20 protein-coding genes and 2 pseudogenes are annotated in these 25,381 nt (G+C 32.4%); 1 reads left to right on the plus strand and 21 read right to left on the minus strand.

Going from position 1 to position 25,381, the window contains the following annotated elements; all coding sequences use genetic code 11:
- From AD998_20130 to AD998_20150, 5 genes are all read right to left on the minus strand, one after another.
- On the minus strand, nt 1–356 hold a 356-nt coding region (locus tag AD998_20130; protein ID KOY84508.1), incomplete at its 3' end, for an RNA polymerase subunit sigma.
- Nucleotide 357: 1 nt separating this feature from the next.
- A complete protein-coding gene (locus tag AD998_20135; protein ID KOY84509.1) occupies nt 358–702 on the minus strand; it encodes a transcription initiation protein in 345 nt (114 codons plus the stop codon).
- Between the two features lie 757 nt (nt 703–1,459).
- A complete protein-coding gene (locus tag AD998_20140) occupies nt 1,460–1,681 on the minus strand; it encodes a hypothetical protein (protein ID KOY84510.1) in 222 nt (73 codons plus the stop codon).
- A gap of 176 nt (nt 1,682–1,857) precedes the next feature.
- Nucleotides 1,858–2,616, minus strand: coding sequence for a sugar dehydrogenase (locus AD998_20145; protein KOY84511.1), 759 nt, complete (start codon nt 2,614–2,616; stop codon nt 1,858–1,860).
- A 61-nt stretch (nt 2,617–2,677) separates the two neighbouring features.
- A complete protein-coding gene (locus AD998_20150; GenBank protein ID KOY84512.1) occupies nt 2,678–3,256 on the minus strand; it encodes a hypothetical protein in 579 nt (192 codons plus the stop codon).
- 562 nt (nt 3,257–3,818) lie between these two features.
- Between AD998_20150 and AD998_20155 the strand changes: the two genes are divergently transcribed.
- Nucleotides 3,819–4,775 (plus strand): aldo/keto reductase, encoded by a 957-nt coding sequence (locus tag AD998_20155; GenBank protein ID KOY84588.1) that lies wholly within the window; start codon nt 3,819–3,821, stop codon nt 4,773–4,775.
- Between the two features lie 260 nt (nt 4,776–5,035).
- Here the strand turns inward: AD998_20155 and AD998_20160 are convergent, their stop codons facing one another.
- The 16 genes and pseudogenes from AD998_20160 to AD998_20235 form a co-directional block, all read right to left on the minus strand.
- A complete protein-coding gene (locus tag AD998_20160; protein KOY84513.1) occupies nt 5,036–6,118 on the minus strand; it encodes a hypothetical protein in 1,083 nt (360 codons plus the stop codon).
- A gap of 517 nt (nt 6,119–6,635) precedes the next feature.
- On the minus strand, nt 6,636–6,914 hold the full coding sequence (locus AD998_20165; protein KOY84514.1) for a hypothetical protein: 279 nt from the start codon (nt 6,912–6,914) through the stop codon (nt 6,636–6,638).
- A gap of 121 nt (nt 6,915–7,035) precedes the next feature.
- Complete coding sequence (locus AD998_20170) at nt 7,036–7,332, minus strand: hypothetical protein (protein KOY84515.1); 297 nt, start codon at nt 7,330–7,332, stop codon at nt 7,036–7,038.
- Nucleotides 7,333–7,349: 17 nt separating this feature from the next.
- On the minus strand, nt 7,350–8,054 hold the full coding sequence (locus tag AD998_20175) for a hypothetical protein (protein ID KOY84516.1): 705 nt from the start codon (nt 8,052–8,054) through the stop codon (nt 7,350–7,352).
- A 5-nt stretch (nt 8,055–8,059) separates the two neighbouring features.
- Nucleotides 8,060–8,779 carry a hypothetical protein gene (locus AD998_20180; GenBank protein KOY84517.1) on the minus strand — a complete coding sequence of 240 codons (720 nt, stop codon included), beginning with the start codon at nt 8,777–8,779 and terminating at the stop codon, nt 8,060–8,062.
- Nucleotides 8,780–8,788: 9 nt separating this feature from the next.
- On the minus strand, nt 8,789–9,187 hold the full coding sequence (locus tag AD998_20185; protein ID KOY84518.1) for a hypothetical protein: 399 nt from the start codon (nt 9,185–9,187) through the stop codon (nt 8,789–8,791).
- 106 nt (nt 9,188–9,293) lie between these two features.
- Complete coding sequence (locus AD998_20190; protein KOY84519.1) at nt 9,294–10,172, minus strand: hypothetical protein; 879 nt, start codon at nt 10,170–10,172, stop codon at nt 9,294–9,296.
- Nucleotides 10,173–12,955: 2,783 nt separating this feature from the next.
- Nucleotides 12,956–14,089, minus strand: a pseudogene (locus AD998_20195) (hypothetical protein).
- 561 nt (nt 14,090–14,650) lie between these two features.
- Nucleotides 14,651–15,808: pseudogene (locus AD998_20200) on the minus strand (hypothetical protein).
- A gap of 766 nt (nt 15,809–16,574) precedes the next feature.
- On the minus strand, nt 16,575–17,099 hold the full coding sequence (locus tag AD998_20205) for a hypothetical protein (protein ID KOY84520.1): 525 nt from the start codon (nt 17,097–17,099) through the stop codon (nt 16,575–16,577).
- A 1-nt stretch (nt 17,100) separates the two neighbouring features.
- Nucleotides 17,101–19,272 carry a hypothetical protein gene (locus AD998_20210; GenBank protein ID KOY84521.1) on the minus strand — a complete coding sequence of 724 codons (2,172 nt, stop codon included), beginning with the start codon at nt 19,270–19,272 and terminating at the stop codon, nt 17,101–17,103.
- Nucleotides 19,269–19,499 carry a hypothetical protein gene (locus tag AD998_20215; GenBank protein ID KOY84522.1) on the minus strand — a complete coding sequence of 77 codons (231 nt, stop codon included), beginning with the start codon at nt 19,497–19,499 and terminating at the stop codon, nt 19,269–19,271. The genes AD998_20210 and AD998_20215 overlap by 4 nt, the downstream gene beginning before the upstream one ends.
- A 10-nt stretch (nt 19,500–19,509) precedes the next feature.
- Complete coding sequence (locus tag AD998_20220; GenBank protein ID KOY84523.1) at nt 19,510–21,714, minus strand: hypothetical protein; 2,205 nt, start codon at nt 21,712–21,714, stop codon at nt 19,510–19,512.
- 12 nt (nt 21,715–21,726) lie between these two features.
- The gene (locus AD998_20225; protein KOY84524.1) at nt 21,727–22,863 is read right to left on the minus strand and encodes a cysteine desulfurase IscS; all 1,137 of its coding nucleotides are present in this window, start codon (nt 22,861–22,863) and stop codon (nt 21,727–21,729) included.
- Between the two features lie 2 nt (nt 22,864–22,865).
- A complete protein-coding gene (locus AD998_20230; GenBank protein ID KOY84525.1) occupies nt 22,866–24,347 on the minus strand; it encodes a hypothetical protein in 1,482 nt (493 codons plus the stop codon).
- Between the two features lie 21 nt (nt 24,348–24,368).
- Nucleotides 24,369–25,274 (minus strand): hypothetical protein, encoded by a 906-nt coding sequence (locus AD998_20235; GenBank protein ID KOY84526.1) that lies wholly within the window; start codon nt 25,272–25,274, stop codon nt 24,369–24,371.
- Nucleotides 25,275–25,381 lie beyond the last annotated feature (107 nt).

The following is a 25,381-nucleotide window of genomic DNA, read 5'->3' on the forward strand; positions in this document are numbered from 1 at the left end:
CAAATTGTGAAAATCATTTGCAATTGACTGTCAGTTATATTTTTAAGAGATAAATCAACATCAAATTCTTCACTTTGGTTTTGATTCAGTTTAAAATCAACAACTATTTTTTCAGAAAATGTTTTATGTCGTTTAAGGTAGTCCTTGGTTCTGTTTTTAGCAACAGTATAAAGCCAAGCCGTTGGATTCTCGGGAATGCCATTTAATCCCCAAGTTTCAGAAGCCAATAAAAAAGTATCGTTTGTAATATCCTCTGCAATTTCAATATGAACAATGCCAAACAACTTACAGAGTACAGAAATTATTTTTCTGTACTCTGTTTTAAAAAGTTGTGGAATTAATTCTTTCTCGTTCAAATTAACTGTTAACTGCTACTATACTTCTGACTTCAACGTTTCCTCCATGGCTAAGGATTGGGCAACCTTCTGCCAATTTCATGGCTTCATCAATGTTAGTTGCTTTTACAACTACGTAACCTCCAATAATTTCTTTTACTTCTGCATAAGGTCCGTCTGCAATTACATTATTAGGCTTCAATGTTTTTCCTTCAAAACTCAAACGGTTTGCACTTGCCATTTTTCCTTGTGCAGCAATACCACCTAACCAATCTATCCAATGTTGAATGTTGCCTTGCATTTGTTCTTGAGAAGGGCCAAACGATTCGTTAATTTCGCTTCTGAAAATCATCATAAATTCTTTCATTTTTTTACTTTTTTAAATTGTTTAAAATATTTGTTACAACCCCATGACGATTGGCTTTTTCAAAATTGGACAAATATTTCAAAGTTTTTTTTGTCAGTTGATGTTTCCACAGTGGTCATTTAAAATAACAGCTAACAGGCATAGATTTGCGAAGTTCCAAAAATCTGAGCGAAGAAGTTTTTGGAATTTCAGCAAATCTCCAACACCTAAATATACGCAATATAACTATTTCTTAAAAAGAATTATATCAAAATGTATACTGCAATATAAAATATTGTTTATTAGTATTTTATATTAAAAATAATACAGAATATGCATAGCGTATATTGTATTGTTCAGTATAATTTTCCCTAAAAACAAACTCTATAACAATACACGCTACGCAACACACTTTTATAAATTATCTAATAGACTTTTTATTTTTTTGATACTTTTTTAACTCATATGAGTGTATTGCAAAGTTGTTTTCAAATCCCTGATGACCTTACAATTATTATAAAAACAGTCTAAAAAATACATCTTTTTTAGACTGTTTTTAGCCTTTTCAATGCAAATAAATTTTAGACTCATTTTTCATCTAGAAAAAAATAAGCCCTTTTAAAAGGGCTGAATTGAAAAGCATTTTTTTCCATTTTACTATTTGCCATGCTTAAGTCTGAGTTGTGCAACAGTTACCTGTGTTATTGGCTGCTCTTTTAATGCAAAAAGAGTTCTACAAATATATGCAGAACTCTTTTTATTTATGGCATTACTAATTTTAATAATTGAATTGATATGACCTTTTTATATCAGTTGCTAAACTGTTATCAACTGGACAAGTCTTTGTAGCATTTTCAATAATTGCTTTTTGTTCATTTGAGTATTCTTTTCCAAAGTTTATAACTGTGGCAAAAGCTTCAACTATTGTACCATGTGCATTCATTGTTTTATTGATTTCTGCGGTTACATTTGGCGTTTCCAATTTAATTTTCTGTGCCACAAAGTCAATGTATATTTCAATACAACTACTTAACGAACAATTAATAAGTTGGTAGGTCCAACTGTTTTTGCTTTTGTAAATATTGGATTTTCAGACATAGGGTAAACCGTTGAAGTGCCTAAATTGCCTGTATATTCCGTTTTTATCATTGCCATTTTTTTAGTTTTTAATAGTCATTAATTTCTACCTGCAATAACGCCACCATCAATATCCCAAATTGCACCTGTAACCCAAGAACTATCATCACCCAATAAAAAACTGATTGTTTTAGCAATGTCTTCTGGTCTTCCAACTCTACCAATTGGATGGAAGGCGTTAAAACCTTGCAATGTTTCTTCAATTTTGCTTTCTTCAATAAATGAACCGTAAATTGGTGTTACAACAACTGCTGGCGAAACTGCATTTACACGAATATTGCTGTCTGCTAACTCCATTGCCAAATGCTGTGTAAGACTGTGCAAACCTGCCTTTGCCATTGAGTAGGCACTTGATGGTGTAGCTTTAATGGCTTGTTTTGCCCACATAGAACCAATATTGACAATAGAACCACCACCATTTGAAACCATTATTTTTGCAACTGATTGGCTGATGAAGAAAAATGCCTTGTTGAAATTGTGGTAAATATCATAGTCGGCTTCTGTGTGTTCCAAAAATGGTTTTGGGCTAAAATATCCTGCCGAATTTACCAAATATTTTAGGCTTGGATACTCAGTTGCTAACTTTTCAGAAAATGCTTTTACAGCATCTATATCAAATAAGTTTAAGGCTACTGTTTTCACACTTCCAAAAGTTGATAGCTCTTTTTGGACAACTTCAAGGTTTTTGTCAGCTCTGCCAACAATGACAACTTCTACTCCTTGTTGTAATAAAAGTTGTGCAGTGGCTTTGCCCATTCCTGTTGTACCACCTACAATTAATGCTTGTGATTTATTCATCTTTATATCTTTTTAAAATGTTAGCCCCTATGACTTGGAATTTTAAAAAAGATGCAAAAATTTATAAAGATTTTTCCAATTTATTTTTTTCAGCTTGTAGTTCAGAGCATTGTGGCTTAATATCAAAAGAAACCATTTCGCCAGTTTCGCCAAAACTAACTACACAACATTCTAAAAACCGTTCTTTTAGTTTTATCCTTGCTCTTTGAATTCGTGATTTTGTATTGGACAAGGTAAGTTCTAAATTTTCTGCAATAGTCTTTTGGTCTATGCCTTCAATGTCAGACATATATAGCGGTCTTGCGTAATCATCTGGCAAAAGTTTCAGCAATACTTTTATATAATCAGATGCTTCGCCTAGTATAGACTTTTCACTATTTGCTTCAACTATGTCAAAGGAAATAGAAATGTTCTTGTTGGCTTTTTTATGGTAGTCAATAATAGTGTTTTGCGTAATTTTATATAACCAAGATTTTAGATATATAACAGTTTTTCCATTTGAACAGTATTGATAACTTTTGAGTAACACGTCCTGTAAAATGTCTTTTGCATCGTCTTCATCTGTTACATGCTTTTTGATGTAACCAAACAATGAAGATTTATATTCTTCCCAAATTTCAAATATGTTGCAGTCCTCCATTTTTTATTTTGTCTGTTAATTTTGTTTGAGGTGTTGGTTAGAGTTGCCCACTAACTCCTAAATATACGCAATAGACATGTTTTTTTAAAATAATTATATCAAAAGAAATAAGGTCTCTGACAATACACACAATATGTTTTTATAAATTATCTAATTGACTTTTTATCTTTTTGATATTTTTTTCAATGAAACGAGCGTATTGCAAAGTTGTTTTCAAATTTTAATGACCTTACAATTTTTGCAAAAATAGTGTAAGAAATTACACGTTTTTATGAACTAATTTTATATAAAAAATATAGCCCTCTTAAAAGGGCTGTGTAGATAAAGAAATTTTTCTAAGTTTTACTACTTACCATATTTAAGTTTGAGTTGTGCAACAGTTAGTGGTTCGTTGTTATATTAGGCTTGTTTAATTTGCTCAAATTTAAGTCAGCATTCAATAAGTTTAGTAAAAAATAATACCTTTACAATTATTTGAATTTTGCAAATATTAGATTGCTATTTACAAGCGATTATTGGGTAAATCATAGACCTTTGTAGCTCAAACTAAATTACAATGAATATGAAAAATAGAACAATATTAGGAAACAGTACACTAGACGTAAACCGAATAGGTCTTGGCTGTATGGGTATGTCAGAATTTTATGGTTCTTTTGATGAAGCAGAATCTATCAATACTTTGCATAAAGCCCTAGATTTAGGGGTTAATTTTTTTGATACTGCTGATATGTATGGTAGTGGAGCGAATGAAAAACTCATTGGAAAAGCCTTTAAAGGTCGATGGAATGATGTTATCTTGGCAACCAAGTTTGGTATTATGAGAGGGCAAAATGGAGAATTTCTTGGACTTAATGGTAAACCAGAATATATCAAGAAGGCTTGTGAGCAGAGTCTTTTAAATTTGGAAACAGATGTGATAGATTTATACTATATGCATCGTCAAGATACCAAAGTAGAGATTGAAGAAATAGTTGATGCAATGTCAAATTTAGTCAAGCAAGGGAAAGTGAAATATATAGGTTTGTCAGAAGTGAATGCTGAAACAATAAGAAGAGCTCATAAAATTCATCCTATCACAGCTTTGCAAACGGAATATTCTTTATGGAGTCGTGAGCCAGAACAAGAACTTTTTGATGTTTGTAAAGAACTTGGAATTACCTTTGTATCATACAGTCCTTTGGGAAGAGGCTTTTTAACTGGAGCAATTAAAAGTCGTGCAGATTTAGAAGTTGGAGATTTTAGATTAAGCAATCCACGGTTTACAGAGGAAGCAATGATGGAAAATCTCAAATTTGTAGAAGTGATAGACCAATTAGCAAAAAGCAAGGGCATAACCAAAGCACAATTAGCCTTGTCTTGGATATTGAGTCAAAACGATGAAATCACAACTATTCCTGGTACAAGAAAAATTCATCGACTTGAAGAAAATTTAGGAGCATTCAATGTGAAACTCACTCAAGAGGATTTTGATGTTATCGAAGCATCTATACCTAAAATAACCATTGGAAGTCGATATTAAACTACTATCTACTTTGAAATATTTGTTTTTGAATAGATTTTTAATATTAATGTAGTATTATTCAGATATTTTTTATCAAAAACTGTAATACTCCCTGAAACTAGGTCAAGAACACTCAAACTATATCAATAATTGTCAAGTATTAAAAAATACTTTTAAGTAAAAATTTCTAGTTCAAAAATTACACCTTGCCTAAATTTAGCACTTTTGCCCCTTTTTCATAAATACAATGTTAGTAGTTTGTTGTTATTGTGTCCTACCTAATTGTAGAAACTTTTTATCTTGTTTGCAGTCGAGATATAGGTATTTTGATTTGAATAATAGCCCATTGCAAACATTGATATCATACTTTTTATCCAATCAACTTGCTTTTCTTCTCCTAAAAAACTCTCTCCACCCGAATAAACTCTTACATTTCCTTGTGTTGATATTTCACCACTTTCTAATATTCTACTTTTTTGCCAATCTGATGCACAACTCAAACAATCCCATAATTCAGTTTTTAAACTCAAATTATTTGATAAAATGGAATACAAATTAAAACCCACATTTAGAGCCACGCCTTGATAACTACTATCCCAACCATTGCCTTCAAGAAAATAGCCTTTTGATTGTTTCTTTGAAATCCCAAGTTTGACAAATGAAATTCCAACAGATTTCAGGGTTTCATCTTTTAGCCAAGTTCCCAAACTATAAAAAGCCAAAGCATTAAAAAAAAGTCTGTTTGGTGCGTTTTGGTCTGCTATTTCAAGAATATTTTTCTGAGCAAGTAACCAATTTGCAGCAAGCACTATTTTGGGGCGTAGGGTTTCAATTCTGTTTTTATAATTTGCCATTGTTAAAGAATTGTACCAAGTACTTTGCTCAAAATTATTGAGTGCCAAACCTACTGACGAAAGAAAAAACGAAACACCACTTGCTAAATCTGCCTGATTAGGCGTTTGATTGGATAAATTAGAAGGTACAACCAATTGAAAATTGCCATCAGGAAGCTGTCGATCAAAGGAATATTCTATGGATTTGATAGCATACTCTAATGCTTGACTATTTTGTTGTGCAACAGCATAATCAGATTGTCCTAATATTCCTACTTGAAATCTGACGTGAAAATAACCATTTTTATTTCTACCCATTGCTCCTTCACTATTTGGAACGTCAATAGAAGCCAAACCTTGAAGAATATCACTGTCAAAAGATTGCAATAATTGGTTTCGTGAAAAATCATTTTGTATTGCAAATGTTTTACATTGATAATTATCATTGTTACTTATCAATTCGCCTTTGTCCTTACAACTTGTTAAAAAAACAAGTGTTGTTAAAAAAATCGTATGTAATTTATCCATCTTGATTTTCTTTTTTGGGTTTGACGAATTCTATTGTTAAAGGTTTAATGGAGTGCTTCTTTTTACAATAACTGCTCCTATATTTGCGAAGTAGTATTTTTAGCCCATATTTCACAATCCATCATTTCATGTCAAATCCCTAACGCTGAAATCAGTATAAAAATCACTTTCAGGATATAGTATTTTGATTTTATTTTTCAAATGTTAATAGATACCAACAGGATAGAATAAACAAAGACTTTTCACTCCAATGGTTTAGAGTGAGGTGCAAAACACTACAATGTCAATTAGCACAAAAGTTAGATAGGAGTACTCAGCTTTAATTTTATAAGCCACACTATTGGGCAAAGTGTTATTTATTAATATTTTTTAATTCATTAACAAGATGGTTTGGAGCTATCCTGTTTCCCAACTATGCAGTCCTAAATAGTTCATAAACCACATATTTTTTAGACTATTTTAGTCTTTTCAAAGTAACAGTATTTTTTCTTATATATATTTATCCATTTTTTATATTTTAAAGTACATCACTAAATTCTTTTACTTTGTCAAAGACACTCTTTGCAAATGGGCAAAGAGGCATAATTTTTAGATTATTTTGCCTTGCAAATTCAACAGCTTTTGCAAGCATTTGTTTTCCAGCATTCTTACCTTTTAGTATTTCATCTACTTGAGTATGATCTATAATTATTTTATTAGTACCAGCCCAAACATAGGTCATTTCTGCAAGTGTTTGGTTATCTTCTTCGATAAAAAACATTCCTTTTTTACCATTATCGTTTTGCTTTATTTCCATTATATAGTTGTATTTAATTTAAAATTGTTTGAAACTATGCATTTTTTTGTAATTAACAATAGTGCTTCCTTTTGCTTTTTATCAATATTGCTATTACTTGCTGTTATTAGTTTTTCATATCTTACCCTGTATATTCTCTATCAATTAAAAAAGAATATTCAGTATGATTTTTTAAATACTTACCCACAAATGGACAATACACAATTATTTTAAGTTGTTTTTCTTTGGCATATTCCAAAGCAAATTTTACCAAAGATGAAGCAATTCCTCTTCTTTTAAATTCTGTTGGAACTAGGGTATGCATTAGTGCTAAATCACCTTTATACCACCGATATTCTAAATAAGCAATTTCATTTTCAATTGCTATTTCAAAACGTTGGTTGGTTTCATTGTTTGTAACTTTGTAATTGTTTTCCATTTTAATTGAATTTACTTTCACATTGACACTTCTATTAGCAATACATCTGAATCTTCTAACAAACTAAATTCAAAATCATTAACACCTGTTATACCTATTGCATCTCTTGTATTAATTATTTTGTCAGCCACTTTTATTGATCCATTTATTATAAAAAGATAAACACCATTACCTTGTTTTTTAATGGAATATTTTTGATTACTCCCTTTATTAAATAACCCCCTACTAATCCAAGCATTTTGCAATAAATTTAAACTGCTTGAAGCATCACCATAGGGCGAAGCCAATACCTGCCATTTGTTTTTTCTATCGATTTCTTCAAAATGCTCAATATTTGATTGCGGTGTAGCATCTTGCTGATTGGGATAAATCCAAATTTGAAATTGTTTGGCTTCTTCAATTCCAATATTCAAATCACTATGTATAACACCACTACCTGCTGTAATTACCTGTACATCGCCAGCTTGAATGGTTCTTGTACCTGAAACATCTGTATGGCTTAACTTGCCTTGTAATTGAACAGTGATGACTTCCATATTGTCATGTGGGTGTTCGGGGAATCCTTTACCAGGCTGAATGATGCTATCATTAAAAACTCTTAATGCACCAAAACCCATTTTATTAGGATTGTGCCATTGGCCGAAACTGAAACTATACTTTGCTTTGAACCAACCAAAATCAGCTTGTCCTCGCTCTGATGCTTTGTGCTCTATAATGTTCATAAAATTCAGTTTAATTGCATTGGTACATCAATAATCAAAATATCTGTATCAGTCTCAAAAGTAATTGCTGTTGAATTTTTATCAATGATACCCAGCCCATCTCGGTATTTTAATAGTTGATTTTCTGCTTTTGCTTTGCCATTTATGATGTATAAATAGATACCATTGTTGTTTAGTTTTTTGGTGTATTCAATACTAGTTCCAGCTTTCAAAGTTCCTCGATACATCCAAACATCCTGATTGATTTTTAAACTGGCATTTTCAGCATTTGGCGAAACCAGTAATTGTAGTTTATTATCTCTTGTAGCTGGCTCACTAACCATTGTTTGGTATTGTGGTTTTATATTTTTGACTTTAGGCAAAAACCATATTTGCAAGTTATCTATTTCTACCGTATCAGAGTGGTTGTATTCACTGTGTTGAACTCCAGTGCCTGCACTAATGAGTTGAACTGCATTTTCCACATTAACGCCATTATGTCCTGCTGTATCACTATGCACCATTGTACCTTGTACTACTACGCTTACAATTTCCATATTATCATGAGGATGCATTCCAAAACCCTTTCCACCAGGCATTATGTGACCATTATCAAAAATGATAAGAGCCCCGAAATGTACTCTATTAGGTGTAGGTGGGTAGTTAGGATTAAAACTTTGATAAAGTTTTATCCAACCCATATCTTTAAAACTTCTTGTTTTTTCGGGATGATATATTAATTCCATATTTATTTCTTAAGCGTAAACTGGTGTAGTGTCAATAAAAATACGAATACTGGTTGCCAAACCCTTTTCATTTCGATCTATTATTGTTACGCATGGGGTTTGTACTACTTTATCATCAGTTCTTGTGTAATCAATAACAGCTTCTAAAACAATCAGGTTATCTGTACCAAGAACATTAATGAAATTATGATTAAGACCATGTATGCTTGCCCAAAAATTGTCAATACCTTGCAGCAAGGCATCTTCACCAACTGCTAACGGATTATTACCAAATTGAAGTACACAATCATCATTCAAATATTTTGCATACTCATTGTGATTTCTGCTATCAACCGCTAAATACTTGTTCTGAACCCATTGAAATGCTTCATTAGAAAGATTTTGTGTTTGCAACAAATGTATTTTCATATATTTCAAATTTTAACTCCACAAAATTGAGTTTAATTATTCAAAAAACATATGACTGAAAGGCGGTAAGTTTTGTTCAAATGGCTTTACATAGATTAAGAAAATGTTACAAAAGGGCTTTTCTATAAGTCAAGGGAGATTGATTTGTACTTTTTTTAAAGAACTTGCTAAACACCGACTGTTCTGAGAAGTTTAGATAGTCTGAAATTTGCGAAATACTAAGCTCTTTGTTTTGCAATAGTACCTTAGCTTCTAATAAAACCATTTCATCTATCCATGCACCTGCTGTACTACCTGTTACTTGTTTAACTTTTTCTGATAAGTATTTTGGTGTAATATTTAGTTTATCTGCATAAAATCCAACTGACCTATGTCGAATAAATTCCTTTGCTAATAGGGTTTTAAATTTATTGATAAGAATGTCTGAAGCTGGAGTTTTTATGTCCTCATTTAAATTATTATTTGTATGAGCTGTTGAAATTTCATGAATAAGTATGTTTATATAGCTTCTTACAATTTCTGCCTCGTAAGTTTTCCTCTCATTAATTGTATTTCTTATTTGTCCAAAAATAATTTCAAATTTGTTTAATGCTGTTTCATCCAACTTTAGAATATGACAATCGTTTTCTTCAAAAAAAGTAAATGATTTGAGGTAAAAAACATCTATATTTTTCTGTAAAAAGAAAGGTTCTGTAAAAAAAATTAAACTCGAATATGGGTTATCATCAATTCGTGTCCAACTCCTTATTACTGAAGGCCCCATTGTAATGATTGAAGGACCTTCAACCATATGGTTAATAAGACCTGTTTTTAAACTAATTTTAGATTTTCGGTATAAACCTATGCCATAAGTTTCAGTTCTATAAGGCTCTTTGGGCAAAGTTTCGTAATTGTCTTTTTCAACAAAAAAGAAATCTTTTTTACTTCCATCTAAATTAAAACGTCTTTGTAAAGAAGATATATTATGCTTGACTATTTTTTCCATAACCTATTAACTGACCTTACACATTAGTTATATGATTGTATTTTTTTAAATTTAGAAAAAAAAGTATGTAGAGACACATCATTAATAGATATTTATAAAGACTATTTGATTAGCTTCACGTTATCAACAAGTTGTGTGGGTTTATCAAGAATAAATGAATAATGGAGTGAGCTATGATAGTTATACGTGAGGTTTTTGTTCCAAAACTGCAAAAAACAATACGTTGATAAAGAAGTAGTATAGATAGTTAAATAAGCATATTTTCCAGAAAACAGCACGTTTTTATATACTATTTTAATCTTTTTAAGGTGGGCAAATTTTAGACTCATTTTTCATCTAGAAAAAATACAGCCCTTTTAAAAGGGCTGTATGGAAAGAAATTTTTCTAAATTTTACGATTTGCCATGCTTAAGTCTGAGTCGTGAAACAGGTACATTAAAAATGATATATATATCATTTTTAAGCTAAATTTTAACTATTTTGAATATATTATTACTAACAGGTGTGATTATTTCTACAATGTAGATACCTTTTTCTAAGGATGAAATATCTATAGTCATTTGATTGCTATTATAAAAATTACCTTCTCTTACTTTTCTACCACTTAAATCATTGATTTGATATTGATAGTTTGATTTTTGACTAGATTTAATGACTAATAATTTTTCTGTTGGGTTGGGAAATACTTCAAAAGAAACAACACCTCTTACAATTTCTAAAGTGTAAGAATGTCTTTTACTACAAATACCATCTGTTACCAAAATAGTGAAATCATAAATACCTTCTGCAATAGGTATACCACTAATAACACCTGTTGATGTGTCTAAATTTAAGCCAATGGGTAAACTACCTGAGTCAATAGACCAAATTGGTGTCCCCAATAAACCCACTTCTTCTAAAGTTTGAGTATAGGGTAAAGAGAGTAAGATACTTGTTAGACTTACAGGAGTGATAGAAATATTAGGACAATTAATAGCAAAAGTATAGGTTTGTGATTTAGTACAACTTCCCTGAGTGGCTGTAACTGTATAAGTTGTTAAAGGTACCTCTATATTAGAAACGCCAGAGATGATTCCTATACCACTTAAACTAATACCCGCTGGTAAAGAAGGACTTACAGAATAAGTAATAAGTTGAGAATTTCCTATAACACTTGCATTGAGGTTAAATGTGAAACCTACCACTCCATTACTGGTTGTAGTGTTGGTGAAGGTAAGTGTAGGGCAACTTACCACTATATTATAACTTTGTGATACACTACAAGCACCTTGTCTTGCTGTAATTGTATAAATGGCAGAGGCTGTTGCAGTAGTGGGTGTACCTGTAATGATACCCGTGCTGGTATTTAAGAATAAACCTGAAGGCAATGCTGGTGTAACAGAATAGATAACAGCCTGAGTATTTCCTGTAACAGAAGCATCTAAACTATAAGATGTTCCCACAACTGCATTACTGGCTATGGTATTAGTAAAAGTAATGTTAGGACAGTTTATGACAATTGTGTAAGCCCTTGAAGCCAAACAACCATTACTGTTTGCTTGAATAGTGAAATTGAAGGTACCAATATCAGTAGGAATTCCTGAAATCACACCTGTAGAGTTATTTAAAGAAAGACCAAAGGGCAGTGTTCCCACACTCACAGACCAAGTAATTGTACCAACAGGTAAGCCTGTTTGGGTGATAGTTTGAGAATAGGCACTTCCCACAGTTCCATTAGGTAAAGTTGTGGGGTTCAAGGAGGCAGTAGGACAAACTACTGCAAAAGTGTATCCTTGAACAACACTACATACCCCAGCACTCTGAGACGCTGTAACTGTGTAAGTTGCTAAATCTGTTACAGCAATGGGAGTTCCTGTAATGATACCTGTGCTAGTATTCAAAGACAAACCTGTTGGAAGTGTGGGGTTTACAGAATAGTTAAGCATACCAGAGCTAGTTGTAGCACTTGCATTGAGTGTATAAGGAGTACCTACTGTAGCTGCATTGGCTGTTGTATTTGCAAAAGTGATAGTAGGACAACTACCAGATACACTTACTGCAAAAGTATAACTTTGTGATACACTACAAGCACCTTGTCTTGCTGTAACTGTATAAGTAGCAGAAGGTGTTGTGGTTGTGGGTGTACCTGTAATGATACCTGTGCTGGTATTTAACAATAGACCTGAAGGCAATGCTGGTGTAACAGAATAAGTAATCGTTGATGTATTTCCTGTAACACTTGCAATGAGGCTAAATGGAGAACCTACCTCTCCATTGCTGGTTGTGGTGTTGGTGAAAGTAAGTGTGGGGCAACTTACCACTATAGTATAAGTCTTTGTTTGTCTACAACTGCCATCTGTTACTTGTATGGTAAAGTTAAATGTACCTATAGTTGTGGGTGTACCTGTTATAGTACCATTAATGGGATTGATAGCCAAACCAGTGGGCAATGCTCCAGCACTAATAGACCATGTAGGCGAGCTTGCTAAACCTGTTTGGGAAATAGTTTGGCTGTATACTGTACCCACAATGCCTGAAGGCAATGCTCCAGCAGTAGGATTGATATTGATAACAGCACATGGAACAATTTTACTAACAAAAATATCCACATTACCAGCACTTATGAGGTTAAAAGTGCCTACTCCTGGGTCAAAATCAACTGTGCCACTAAAATAACCTGTGGTATAAACATTACCTGAGGCATCTACTGCAATACTGTTGCCTTTATCATGGTTTCCTCCCTCCATACTTTTTGCCCATACAAAATTACCATTACCATCTAATTTGCTTACAAAGATATCTAAGTTACCAGAACTTATAAGGTTAAAAGTACCCACTCCTGGGTCAAAATCTGCTGTGCCAACAAAAAAACCTGTGGTATACACATTACCTGAAACATCTACTGTAATGCTATAACTAGTCTCTTCATTTGTCCCTCCCATGCTTTTTGCCCACAAAAAGCCCCCATTAGCATCCAATTTACTCACAAAAATATCTCTAGTCCCTGCACTTGTAAGATTGAAAATACCTGCATTAGGGTCAAAATCAATTGTGCCTTCAAAATAACCAGTAGTATACACATTACCCAAGGCATCTACTGTGATGATATTGCCATAAACCTCACTTGATCCTCCTTCTCCTCCCATTCTTTTAGCCCAGACCAAGTTACCATTGACATCTAATTTAGTTACAAAAATATCTAAGTTACCAGCACTTATAAGATTAAAAATACCTGAATTTGGGTCAAAATCAACTGTACCAAAAAAATCGCCTGTGATATAAACATTACCTGAGACATCTAAAGCAATACCATAGCCCTGATCATACCATGTCCCTCCCATTCTTTTCGCCCAGATCAAGTTACCACTAGCATCTAATTTACTTACGAAAATATCGTAAACACCTGAACTTGTGAGATTAAAAGTACCTGTATTGGGGTCAAAATCAACAGTGTCACTAAAATAACCTGTGGTATAAACATTACCTGAAGTATCTACTGTAATACTATTGCTGTTATCAAAACCTGAGCTTCCCATTCTTTTAGCCCAGATCAAGTTGCCACTAGCATCTAATTTACTTACGAAAATATCGTAAGTACCAGCACTTGTGAGATTGAAGATGCCCGCATTGGGGTCAAAATCAACAGTACCTGTAAAAGAACCTGTGATATACACATTATTAGAAGCATCAACAGCAATACCATAGCCATAACCATTATCTACTCCTTCTATTTTTTTAGCCCATACAAAATTGCCATTTATATCTAATTTACTTATAAAAATATCTTTAATCCCAGTACCCGTAAGGTTGAAAGTACTTGTTCCTGGGTCAAAGTCAACTGTTCCTTCAAAATAACCTGTAGTATACACATTACCTGAGGCATCTACTGCGATGCTCTTACCAATTTCGTTGCTTACCCCTCCCATTCTTTTCGCCCATCCAAAGGCTTGTAAAAGAGCCACATTTACTGCAAATGTATAAGTCTGTGTTTGACTACAAGAGCCTTGTCTTGCTGTAACTGTATAAGTAGCAGAAGGTGTTGTGGTTGTGGGTGTACCTGTAATGATACCTGTGCTGGTATTTAAGAATAAACCTGAAGGCAAAACAGGTGTAATAGAATAGGTAATTGTTGTTGTGTTACCTGTAACACTTGTATTGAGGCTAAATGGAGAACCTACCTCTCCGTTGGTGGCTGTGGTGTTGGTGAAAGTAAGTGTAGGACAGCCTATAGATATACTATAAGCCTGTGTTTGACTACAAGTACCATCTGTTACTTGTATGGTAAAATTAAATGTGCCTGCCACTGTTGATATACCTGAAATTACCCCACTGATAGGGTTGATAGCCAAACCAGTGGGCAATGCTCCAGCACTGATAGACCATGTAGGCGAGCCTGCTAAACCTGTTTGGGAAATAGTTTGACTGTATGCTGTATTTACATCACCTGAAGGTAATACTCCCACAGCAGGGCTGATGATGATAGAAGCACATGGACTAATTTTACTTACAAAAATATCCACATTACCAGCACTAGTGAGGTTAAAAGTGCCTACTTCCGGGTCAAAATCAACTGTGTCAGTAAAATAACCTGTGGTATAGACATTACCCAAGGCATCTACAATAATGCCATGACCAACATCATTAACTACTCCCCCTATGGCTTTTACCCACGTCAAATTACCATTAGTATCTAATTTACTCACAAAAATATCATGAATACCAGCACTAGTGAGGTTAAAAGTGCCTGCATTAGGATCAAAATCAACTGTACCAAAAAATTGCCCTGTCGTATACACATTGCCAAAGGTATCTAATGTAATGTTATTGCTATAATCAGTTGCTCCACCTCCAATACGTTTCGCCCACACAAAATTTCCATTAATATCTAATTTACTTACAAAAATATCATCACCACCAGCACTAGTGAGATTGAAAGTGCCTGCATTGGGGTCAAAATCGGCTGTGCCATTAAAGATTCCAGTAGTATACACATTGCCTGAGGCATCGACTGTGATACTGTTGCCATAATCACCATTTGGTTCTCCTCCTCCCATTCTTTTAGCCCAGACCAAGTTGCCTGACGCATCTAATTTAGTTACAAAAATATCTAAGTTACCAGCACTTGTGAGATTGAAAGTACCTGCATTAGGGTCAAAATCAACAGTGCCAAAAAAGTTCCCTGTGATATAAACATTGCCTAAAGCATCTAAAGCTATGCTATTACCATCATCATACCACGTTCCTCCCATACTTTTCGCCCAAATCAAGTTACCATTAACATCTAATTTACTTACAAAAATATCGTCAACACCTGAACTTGTGAGATTGAAAGTGCCTGTATTAGGGTCAAAATCGGCTGTTCCACCAAAATAGCCTGTGGTATAAATATTTCCAGTAGCATCTAAAACAATATCATTGCCAACATCTATACTTGTTCCTCCCATTTTTTTCGCCCAGACCAAGTTGCCTGACGCATCTAATTTACTCACAAAAATATCTTGGTAATTTGTGCTTGCACTTGTGAGATTGAAAGTACCTGCATTGGGGTCAAAATCAACAGTGCCTGTAAAAGAACCTGTAATATATACATTACCTAAAGCATCTACAGCAATACCATAGCCATAATCATGATCTCCTCCTCCTATATTTTTAGCCCATATAAAATTGCCGTTGTCATCTAATTTACTTATAAAAATATCTCTATTACCTGCACTTGTAAGGCTGAAAGTACTTGTTCCTGGGTCAAAGTCAACTGTACCTTCAAAATAACCTATGGTATACACATTATTAGAAACATCAACAGCTATGTTACGTCCTTGTTCATGACTTGTTCCTCCCATACCTTTTGCCCATCCAAAAATTTGGGCGTTGGCGGTGTGTGCGAAAAATATCAGAAGACAATAAATAAAAAATAATTGGTAAGACCTTTGCATAAACAAAGAATTTGAAAGTTTTAATAGATAAAAATAAAATATCACAAAATTAATCAATAAAAAGCTATGGAGCAATAAATTATATAGTATTTATGGATAGGAATATCTTAGATTGAATTGAGCATTTAGATATTTCCTTTATATTCAAGATAAAAAGAAAAATGCTTTTAAAGAATCATGTGAGAACTTAAAAAATAGTTCAAGAAAATGCCCCTTTCTTTAGACTTTGTTCTCTTGCTTACTTTTTTTATATAAAAAGTTTAATAAACTAGTTTATTTTATTTGTCTACTTATATATTAATGTCAAGTTGGGTTTTTTGAACTTTTGAGAAAAATGGTGGCATCATATGAATATATTTTAAAAACATTCATATTTAGAATAAATAAAGGGATTTATTAGAAAGAGCATAATCTAATATAGTATGAACATGTCTTAGATAGATTGCTTGAAAATTATACTTATCAAGTTAATTAGTATGCTTTATAGACTTCAATCCATTTTACTATTTAAAATCATATTCAAAAATGCAGTTGGTTGTAAAAAGTAGTTTGGATTCTCCTCAAGTTTCTCTTTAATCAGAATTAATCCACCATTTGTATAAGACTCCATTGTTTTGATTAACATTTTTACAACATCATCTTCGTTTAACTCTCCTTTTTCAAGAGCTACCAAGTCAATATCTGTTTTTGCTACAAGTGCAATAAACATATTTTCTTGTAAGTTGGTAAAATCCTTTCGTTCAAATCTATTGCCTTTGCTTCCCCACAATGAAATCTGGTAACGAAAACTTACTTTCTGAGTCCCTGATTCTATAGGTTGAAATTCATTATTGTAAAGCCCTAGAAAAAATGCATAAATATATAATTCGTAGTTGTTTGCAAATTGCTTTCCTCTGTTTTCTCGAGATTGTTCAGAACCACCACCTTTGTGTGTAAGTTTATCAAATAATAAATCCCTAAATACAATATCGAATTCAGGTTCTTTAGTTTTCCATTTTTCAAATAAGCTTTTCATATTATAATGGATTTACTTCAGTGTTTATTGTTGATAATTCATTTTTGTCAAAAGGTCTTTCTAGTTTTACCCAAAAAGCCTTTTTGCGTTTTATAGAGTTAAACTCATCTTTTATAAATAAATCTTTAATGGAACCCTCTGTATTTTTAATTGCACCGATAAAGTCTTTAAGGAGTATAATTTTTTGATTTGATGTTTCATAAATCAGATTTAAAAAATCACCTGTTTTAGTTTCACCAAATGAAGATGTAGGTGCATCAAAGATCATTGGGTAAGTTTCATCCCTAACTTCGTTAGCAAGTTCAGAAATTGCAAGAAGAATTGAAATATTCATTGAAGTTCTTACTGCTGTACCAGGAATAAAATGTCTTCCTCTAGATTCAAAGAGTGATACCTCAATTTTCATTCTATCCCCACCAATTCTCTTTTTAGAAAACTTAATCTGACCAGTAAATGCTTCAATGTTGATTTTACTCAAATATTTATTTGACTTACTTTCAAGCCTATTAATAAACTCGTCAAATTTCTTTTCTTTAGTTTCAATGAATACTGCTTCGATATGTCTAAGAATATCCCTAGTTTTTAGCAAAAATGAACTTGCAGAATTTAAATCAATTTTATCTTTTTCAGCTTGCTTTACTTTAATCTTATTCTGTATGTCTTGAAATTTTGTGTTCAGATTGTAATAATCTTCATTTATTGATTTTAAGTCGTCTTGCCAATGTGTGTAATTCTTAAAAACATTCAATAATTTTGATTCATCAGCAATTTTTGAGTCGCCTAATATTTTTTTTCTTTCATCTTTTGCTTTTTCTAAAAGTTCTTCAAGCTCTTGCTTTTCTTTTTCCCTTTCACTTATTAACTCAAATTTATCCTTAACATCAGAAAGGATTAATCTTAAGTTTTTTAGATTGTCTTCGTGGCTGATACTTAAATTTTCAAGTCTGTTGGTATAATCAAAACTAAACAGTGGTTCATCCTTTTCTGGCTCTTTATCTTCTACAGCTTGACTTTCAAGATATGCTTTAAGTCTTTTCATCATGAACTCATAAGCTTCAGAACCTTTTTTTGCTTCACGATTACAAACTTTGCAGATTTCATCATTCAACATTTCCTCCATATGCGATTTTGATGGAACACCTATAGGAAGTGGAATTGCATTATTAAGCAGTTCAGCCTTTGCCTTTTTCTCGCCCTCTTTAATTCCTTTTTGTTTGTCAAATTCTGATTGTAATTCTCTTCTCTTTTTACTGTGGGCTGCAATTTTCTCCGAAAACTCTTTATGAAATGGCTCAAAGTTTACTAGAATCCAACTCTCATCGAAAAGAGATGTTGTGAAATTAAAGTCAATTACTCTGTTTGCCAATGAAATTTTATTTTCAATATTTTCAATTCTTTTGTTTATTGTTTCTAATTCTTTGGCATTATTAGCGTATTTCTCAGCTTCTTTTATATTCTTTTCTAATTTAGCTTTTTCTTCTTCAGTACTATTAAGATGAACTTTCAATCTTTCCTTCTCCCTCTGTAGTTGAGATATTTCACTCTCTAATAAATTATAAGCTCTTTGGTTTTGTTGATTTTGCTTTGTTGATTGCTCAACTGCTTTTTCAGCTTTTTCTCTTAAAAAAGCACCCTTTTCAGTATATTTCTCATAATGTCTAGCATCTGAAAAAAGGTTTATTAAGTTTGCAAGTGCTTCATCATTATCAAATATGTTTAATTCAGTTTCTCCTTTAAACATTGAATACTTTCGTATTTGATATGGAAAAATTCTGTCAAGTAAGTTTTGTGCATTCTTTGGAATTCTTTCTCCTGTGGTATTATCTGTTTCTTCTCCTTCGAATACAACATTTGAAGTGTCAATTTCATTAGTTGTTTTTTGGGTTACCGTAAAACTTCTTGATATTTTAGACTCGGTCTCATATTGTTCTACAGTCATCGATACGCTTACTCTAAAACTATCTCCTGAACTAATTTCATTTAGCTTTTTGGCTGAAATCAGATTTACTACATCAACTGATTTACCATTAAACAACCACTCAACAGCTTCAAAAAACTTAGTTTTGCCCTCATTGTTCTCTCCTAAAATAATATTAAGACCATCCTCAAATTGGAAAGTGTTTATACCATAATAACAAAGGTAATTGCTTATTTGGATTTTTTTAATTATCATATTGCAGTATTTAAAAATTGAAGAACACTGTTTCTCAATTCATTATCAGTTGCTGTAGGTGATTTTTCTAATCCTTCTACAATTAAAGCTAATGCTTTAACTATTGGAATATCAGAATCCAATGCTTCTCTTACTGTTTTTGGTAGGTCTTCTTGTTTAAGCTCATACTTGTTTTCAAGTAGCTCGTGGGTTAAAAAACTTTTGAGTATATCGTCTTTTCTTGCCATAAGAATAATTTTATAAATCGTTAAGGTTTAGGTTGTAGTGGTCCAATATGCTTCTCAGCTTTTCGTATGTGTCAGTTTTGTTTATTGCCAGATTAGCAAAATCCACCACTCGTTCAAGTTCCTTTTTTACTAATCCCTTTTCCATTTCAAAGGTGCTTTCATCTGAAACTTCTGGCACAACTACTAAATCGTGAATGGTTGCGTGAATTTTATCGTTGTGCAATCGCAAAACTCTTCCTCTTCTTTGGATAAACTGTCTTGGATTACCAGTACTTGCACAAAATATTGCCAGTTCGGAACGTGGCACATCCACACCTTCATCCAAACATTTCATTGAGGTTAATACGTGGATATTACTTTGTTCAAAGTTTTTTAGTATTTCCTCACGGTTGCTTGAACTTGCAGTAAACTGTTTCACCATCACAGAATCATCTGTTTGGCTAACTGCTCTTGTATATTTGTTAATCAACCTGTTTTCATCCTCTGTTTCAACGCTAAAATCCGTTTTGTCAAATTTTGATTCTACACCCTCAGGTACATATACCAATGTATATTTTAGATTCTTTCGTTTATCGAACTCACTTTTTAGAATGACTTTAAATACTTCTAATTTATTGGCTGCTTTGTGTATGATTTGTTTTCTTTCAAGGAGTTTTTTCTCAATTTCAGGAGTACTTCTAAAATTTCCTGTTTCTTTATCAAATAAGCCCATTCGCAACAGTTGAAGAGAAAGTTCTTTGTACTTTTCCATCTCTGTATTTGTTAGCTTTACAATGTGAGGGTAATAGGTATATTTACATAACCAACCAATTTTTAATGCTTCTTCCATTGAATAAGAAACTATGTAAGGCGGCACATCATTGAAAAACTGCTGTATGGCTTGATTGCCTACTTCATCAAACTTTCTATGTGGAGTTGCAGATAATCCAATTCGTTTTTCAAGATGTATGTTTGGTAACAGTCTTAAAAGACCTTGCGAACCTAAATTGTGCGTTTCATCTGCAATTAATATTGTGTCTTTAGGCAGTTGAGTAAAATAACTTTGAAATTTAGGTTTTGGCAAAGAAGCATAAGTAACAATGACAATATATGAAGTATCAATCAGTATTGAAGCAGTATTGAAAAATGCAAGGTTTTTATTCCAGTTCTCTTTTGAACTGATTGTAATAATATTTTTAAAATTGAACTTGAAACATTCTTTTTTCCATTGTTCAACTAAAGCTGTTGTTGGAACCATTATTATCGCTCTATAAACTCCTGTTTTCTTGTATTCATTAAGCAGGCAGTTGAGGGAAGTAATAGTTTTACCTGTTCCTGTTGCCATTGCAAACATTCCTTTGTAATCATTGGCTGTCCAGCTGTTATAAGCTTTTACTTGGTATTCTCTTGGCCCTTCTGAATAGGGGAATTTTGGAGTACGTCTAATAATCTCAATTTCGCTAAAAAGTTTACTAATTGTTTTCTTTAGTTTTGGATTAGAGAACATTAAGTTTTGCTTTGTTTTGAGCAATTGTTCTTCTTGAACTAATAATTCATTGATATCCTTTTTGCCAAATCTATCTTTTAGCACAACTTCAATTTCGTTTACTACAACATATTCCACGTCCTCATCTTTTTCAGCAAAATAATCATCAATAATTTTGAGTTGTTTTTTTATTAATTTGTTTGACCTGCCATTTTCCCAACTAAGAAAAGCTTCTAGTTCTTCTAAGTTTTCAGACAATCCATAAAGTGTAAAATTACATGATGCTTTATAACCCACAGAATCTTGACCATCGCTGAAAACTCCAGATTTATAATGGGCTATGCCTTTTCCATTTTTTGGCTTAATCACTTTTATTTCTATTCGTTTTTCTGCAATTAAATAAGCTAAGCATTCAAAAAAATGGGTGTCATATTCATCTAGGATTCTTCCAAGAGAAACCACATCTGTTAAATCAAAAACTTTCTTTACAGCTTCTTGATTTGCCTTTTCAATGGCTTCTTTATCTTTTGCAGATAATAAATGGTTGATGACCATTCGCATTTTACCACCTTTACTGATGAAAGTGGCAAAGCCTACTGAAAGTAAATTTATAGCTGATGAACTGAAATAACCTAATAACAAACTGAACTCATTGCTATTGGCTAAACCATCCAAATAAAATTGTAATGGTTCATTTTCTGAACCTGTTTTATAATCTCTATCAGGTGACCATTCACAAGTTTTCAGCATATTGTGGTGTTCTTATTGCATTAATATTTTCAGTTTACTTATAACATATTCTATTTCGCTAAGGGTATTATATTTTCCCAAAGAGAACCTTATGGAGGCAAAAGCATCTTCATTTGAAATCCCCATAGCTTTTAAAACATGTGAAGGCTCTTCAACAGCTGAGGTACAAGCTGAACCATTAGAAACAGCTATATCTTTCATTCTACCTATTAGTACATTGGCATCTTGTCCTCTGAAACATATATTACATACATTATAAAGCCTGCTTCTAGAATCTCCATTTAGTGAAGTATTAGGCAACTTTAATAACTCTATTTCTAAAGTATTTCTTAATTCTCTAATTGTTTTCTCATTTTTTATCATCTCTTGGCTAGCAATCTCACAAGCCTTAGCCAAAGCCATTATTCCTGGCACATTCAGTGTACCACTTCTCAAACCTTGCTCATGCCCACCTCCATGGATTAGTGGGATAAGTTTTACTTTATTTCCTCTTTGTCTTACAAAAAGTGCTCCTATACCTTTTGGAGCATATATCTTATGACCACTAAAACACATCAAATCAACACCTAAATCATCCACATCAATTTCTATTTTACCAACTGCTTGGGTGGCATCTGTCATAAACAAAACACCCTTTTCTTGAGCTATTTTTGAAATTTCTTTGATTGGTTGGATAATACCTGTTTCGTTGTTAACATACATTACTGAAACAAGAATGGTATCAGTTCGAATAGTTTGTTTAAGCTCATTTAAATCCATTAAACCATTATTTTGAACTGATAAATAAGAAACTTCAAAACCTTTTCTTTCCAAGTCTTTGCAAGTATCTAAAACAGCTTTATGCTCCGTTGAAGCTGTGATAATATGTTTACCTTTTTCTGAATAGCTTTCAACAACTCCCTTAATAGCAAGATTAATAGCCTCTGTTGCCCCACTTGTAAAAATTAATTCATTAGATTCTGCATTGATGAAATTAGCTATTGCATTACGTGCCTGTTTAACTCCTTCATTGATACTTTGACCGAAATAATGGGTGCTACTTGGATTAGCAAAGTTGCCCTGTAAATAAGGTAAAATTGCTTTGAACACCCTTTGGTCAATTGGGGTGGTGGAATTGTAGTCGAGATATGTAATTTGTTTAATGTTCATCTTTAGTCTTGTTCTACAAACTTAATTTGATGTTTAGCCTTAACTACTAAAGGAAACAATGGTAATAAATCTTGATTTTTTGATAGTCGAATTTCAATATCGTCTCTATTCCACCACTCTGTCCAAATTCCTTTTGCTTGTAATTCTTCTAACTTTCTAGTTAAGTGAGTTGAGATTTGAGTACTTACAGCTAAGAAATACCCTTGTGCGTTATGCGATTCCACAGTATCCCTAATATCTAAAACTTTATTCTTTCCTACAGATTTATTACTTGATTTGCATTGTCCAACAACTCTCATTTGTAAAGTTGGGGGATGAGCTTGAGATACAACCCCATTTTCTCGAATTTTCCACTCAATCAATAAATCTCTTCCTCCATCTCCTTGATTCATTGGAGATGCCTTTCTCACTGAAACAACATTTGGTTCTCGTTCTAATAATGCTTTAATTAAGCCCTCAAACTGCTCAGGACAAGTATCTTCAACCCACTCAAACAGAGCAATAGGAAAAATGAGTTCAGATTCTCGATTATGACGCGTTCTCAAAGATTCTCGCTCAATTTTAAACTTATGTATTCCACAAAATCTACCAAGTGCAATAATGTACGGTTTAGCAACGGCCATCATCATATTTTCTAAGGGTAGTATTCTAATACTCTTAGAATTAGATTTATGTCCTAAAATCTTGAATAACTTTTTAAGTTCAGCAATATCACTATTGGCCAAATAGTTCTTCAATTCACCATGCAAAACAAATTTGCCTTTCATTCCATCTACTACCTCTCGTTTATTCTCTGATAGGTTTTGTAGGGCTTCCAAGTACATCGATAAGGTTTCTGATTTGATAATTGTTATTTCATTTTTCATATCATAGAAATAACTCCATTCAGGTCTTTTACGATTACCATAATTTAAATTAAGAGTATGTTTTAATAATTTATTTTCATCATGACTTAACTCTGATGGGAGTTCATACTCTCTATCGTTACGATCTATTCCAATTATTTTTAAACAATCTTGGCATGGACATCCAACAAATTGCCAAAATAACTCTCGCCACATTGCTACACTTATAATAATTTTGGAAATGGTATCACTTAGTTTCTCCCAACTAGTAATACCCCAAAGCAATGGAGTTTGTTCAGGCATTATATATCTACCCCAAATTTCATCCTCTACTACAGGATGTGGTATATCAAAAAGTGAGCAAGAAATTTCAGTGTTAAATTCCCTAAGAAAACTTGCAAACATTAAACTCATTATGACATGAATGTCCGTTCTATCACCATGATAAACAATATCATATGTTCTTTCTAAAAAGTAAAAAGAGAACTTAGTAGGGCTTTTGACTTCTAAAAAAAGTGTTATACCTGATGCATGGTCTGTAAAAATTCTGAATCTTCCACTTGCTGATTCTTCAACATAAAGAGAGTGTTTCCTAGAAAAGGAAACTATATATTCTGTAAGTTTTTCAAGTTCAGACATTTGTTTAAATAAAATTTGAAGCTACACACCATATTTAATTTTAACAGGCTCCAATAGAGTTTCAATATCTCTAATTTTTAATCTTCTTGTTTTTTTGTGTTGCAACATTAAAAAAATCATTTTAAATATCTCATTATCACCAATTATATAATCATCTATCTCTATTTGCCCAACTGGCAGATTCCCTTGAAACACATACCAAAATAACTTTCCTAACTGAAAAATATCAGAATCTCCATCTATTTCACAATCGTAACTATATATTATGCCCTTTTGGTTTGTAAGCATTTTGTTTGTCGCCTCTGGAGATAGCCATCCAATTGGACCAATTTTTTCATTGGTCTTATCAGCATTATAATCTTTTTCTCTAAATTTAACCAATCCCAAATCTCCTATTTTAAATTCTCCATTTACTATTAAAATATTATCATGCTTTATATCTCTATGATATATGCCTATACTATGCAGTTGTTTAATTCCATTTAAAATATTTACACAAAAGGCTAATTTCTGATTTACTGTAAAATCAAATTTGTTATTTACAAGATAAGAAGCTAAATCATCATTGGCTTTTTCCATTATAAAATAATAAAACTCATCATTATCAATTTCTACTATTCCACTTTTAAAAAATTGAATAACATTTCTAAGTTTATGTTTTTTTGCTAACCTAAAAGCTTTAATTTCTCTTTCAAACCTATTAGTTTTACTATTTTTACCTTGTGAAAGAGGTGATTTACAGATTTTGATTACTCTATCTTCTGTATCTCCATTTGGGTCATTAAGTATGAATATATTAGAGCTTGCTCCTTTAGATGTTTGAAAATCTTCATTTAAGGATAATAACAAAAAATCTTCCTCATCTATTTGAACATAGTTACTGTACTTATTTTGACTCAACAATATGTTACCATTTTCAAATTTCATTTCAAGAATTCAATATTTTTTTGATTAGAAATATCCTTAATATTCAATGTAAAGAAAGTATTTATACTCATTAATTTCTTGTTTTTGAATCTATAAAATGCCATAAC

The sequence above is a fragment of the bacterium 336/3 genome, from assembly GCA_001281695.1.
Taxonomy (GTDB): Bacteria; Bacteroidota; Bacteroidia; order Cytophagales; family Thermonemataceae; genus Raineya.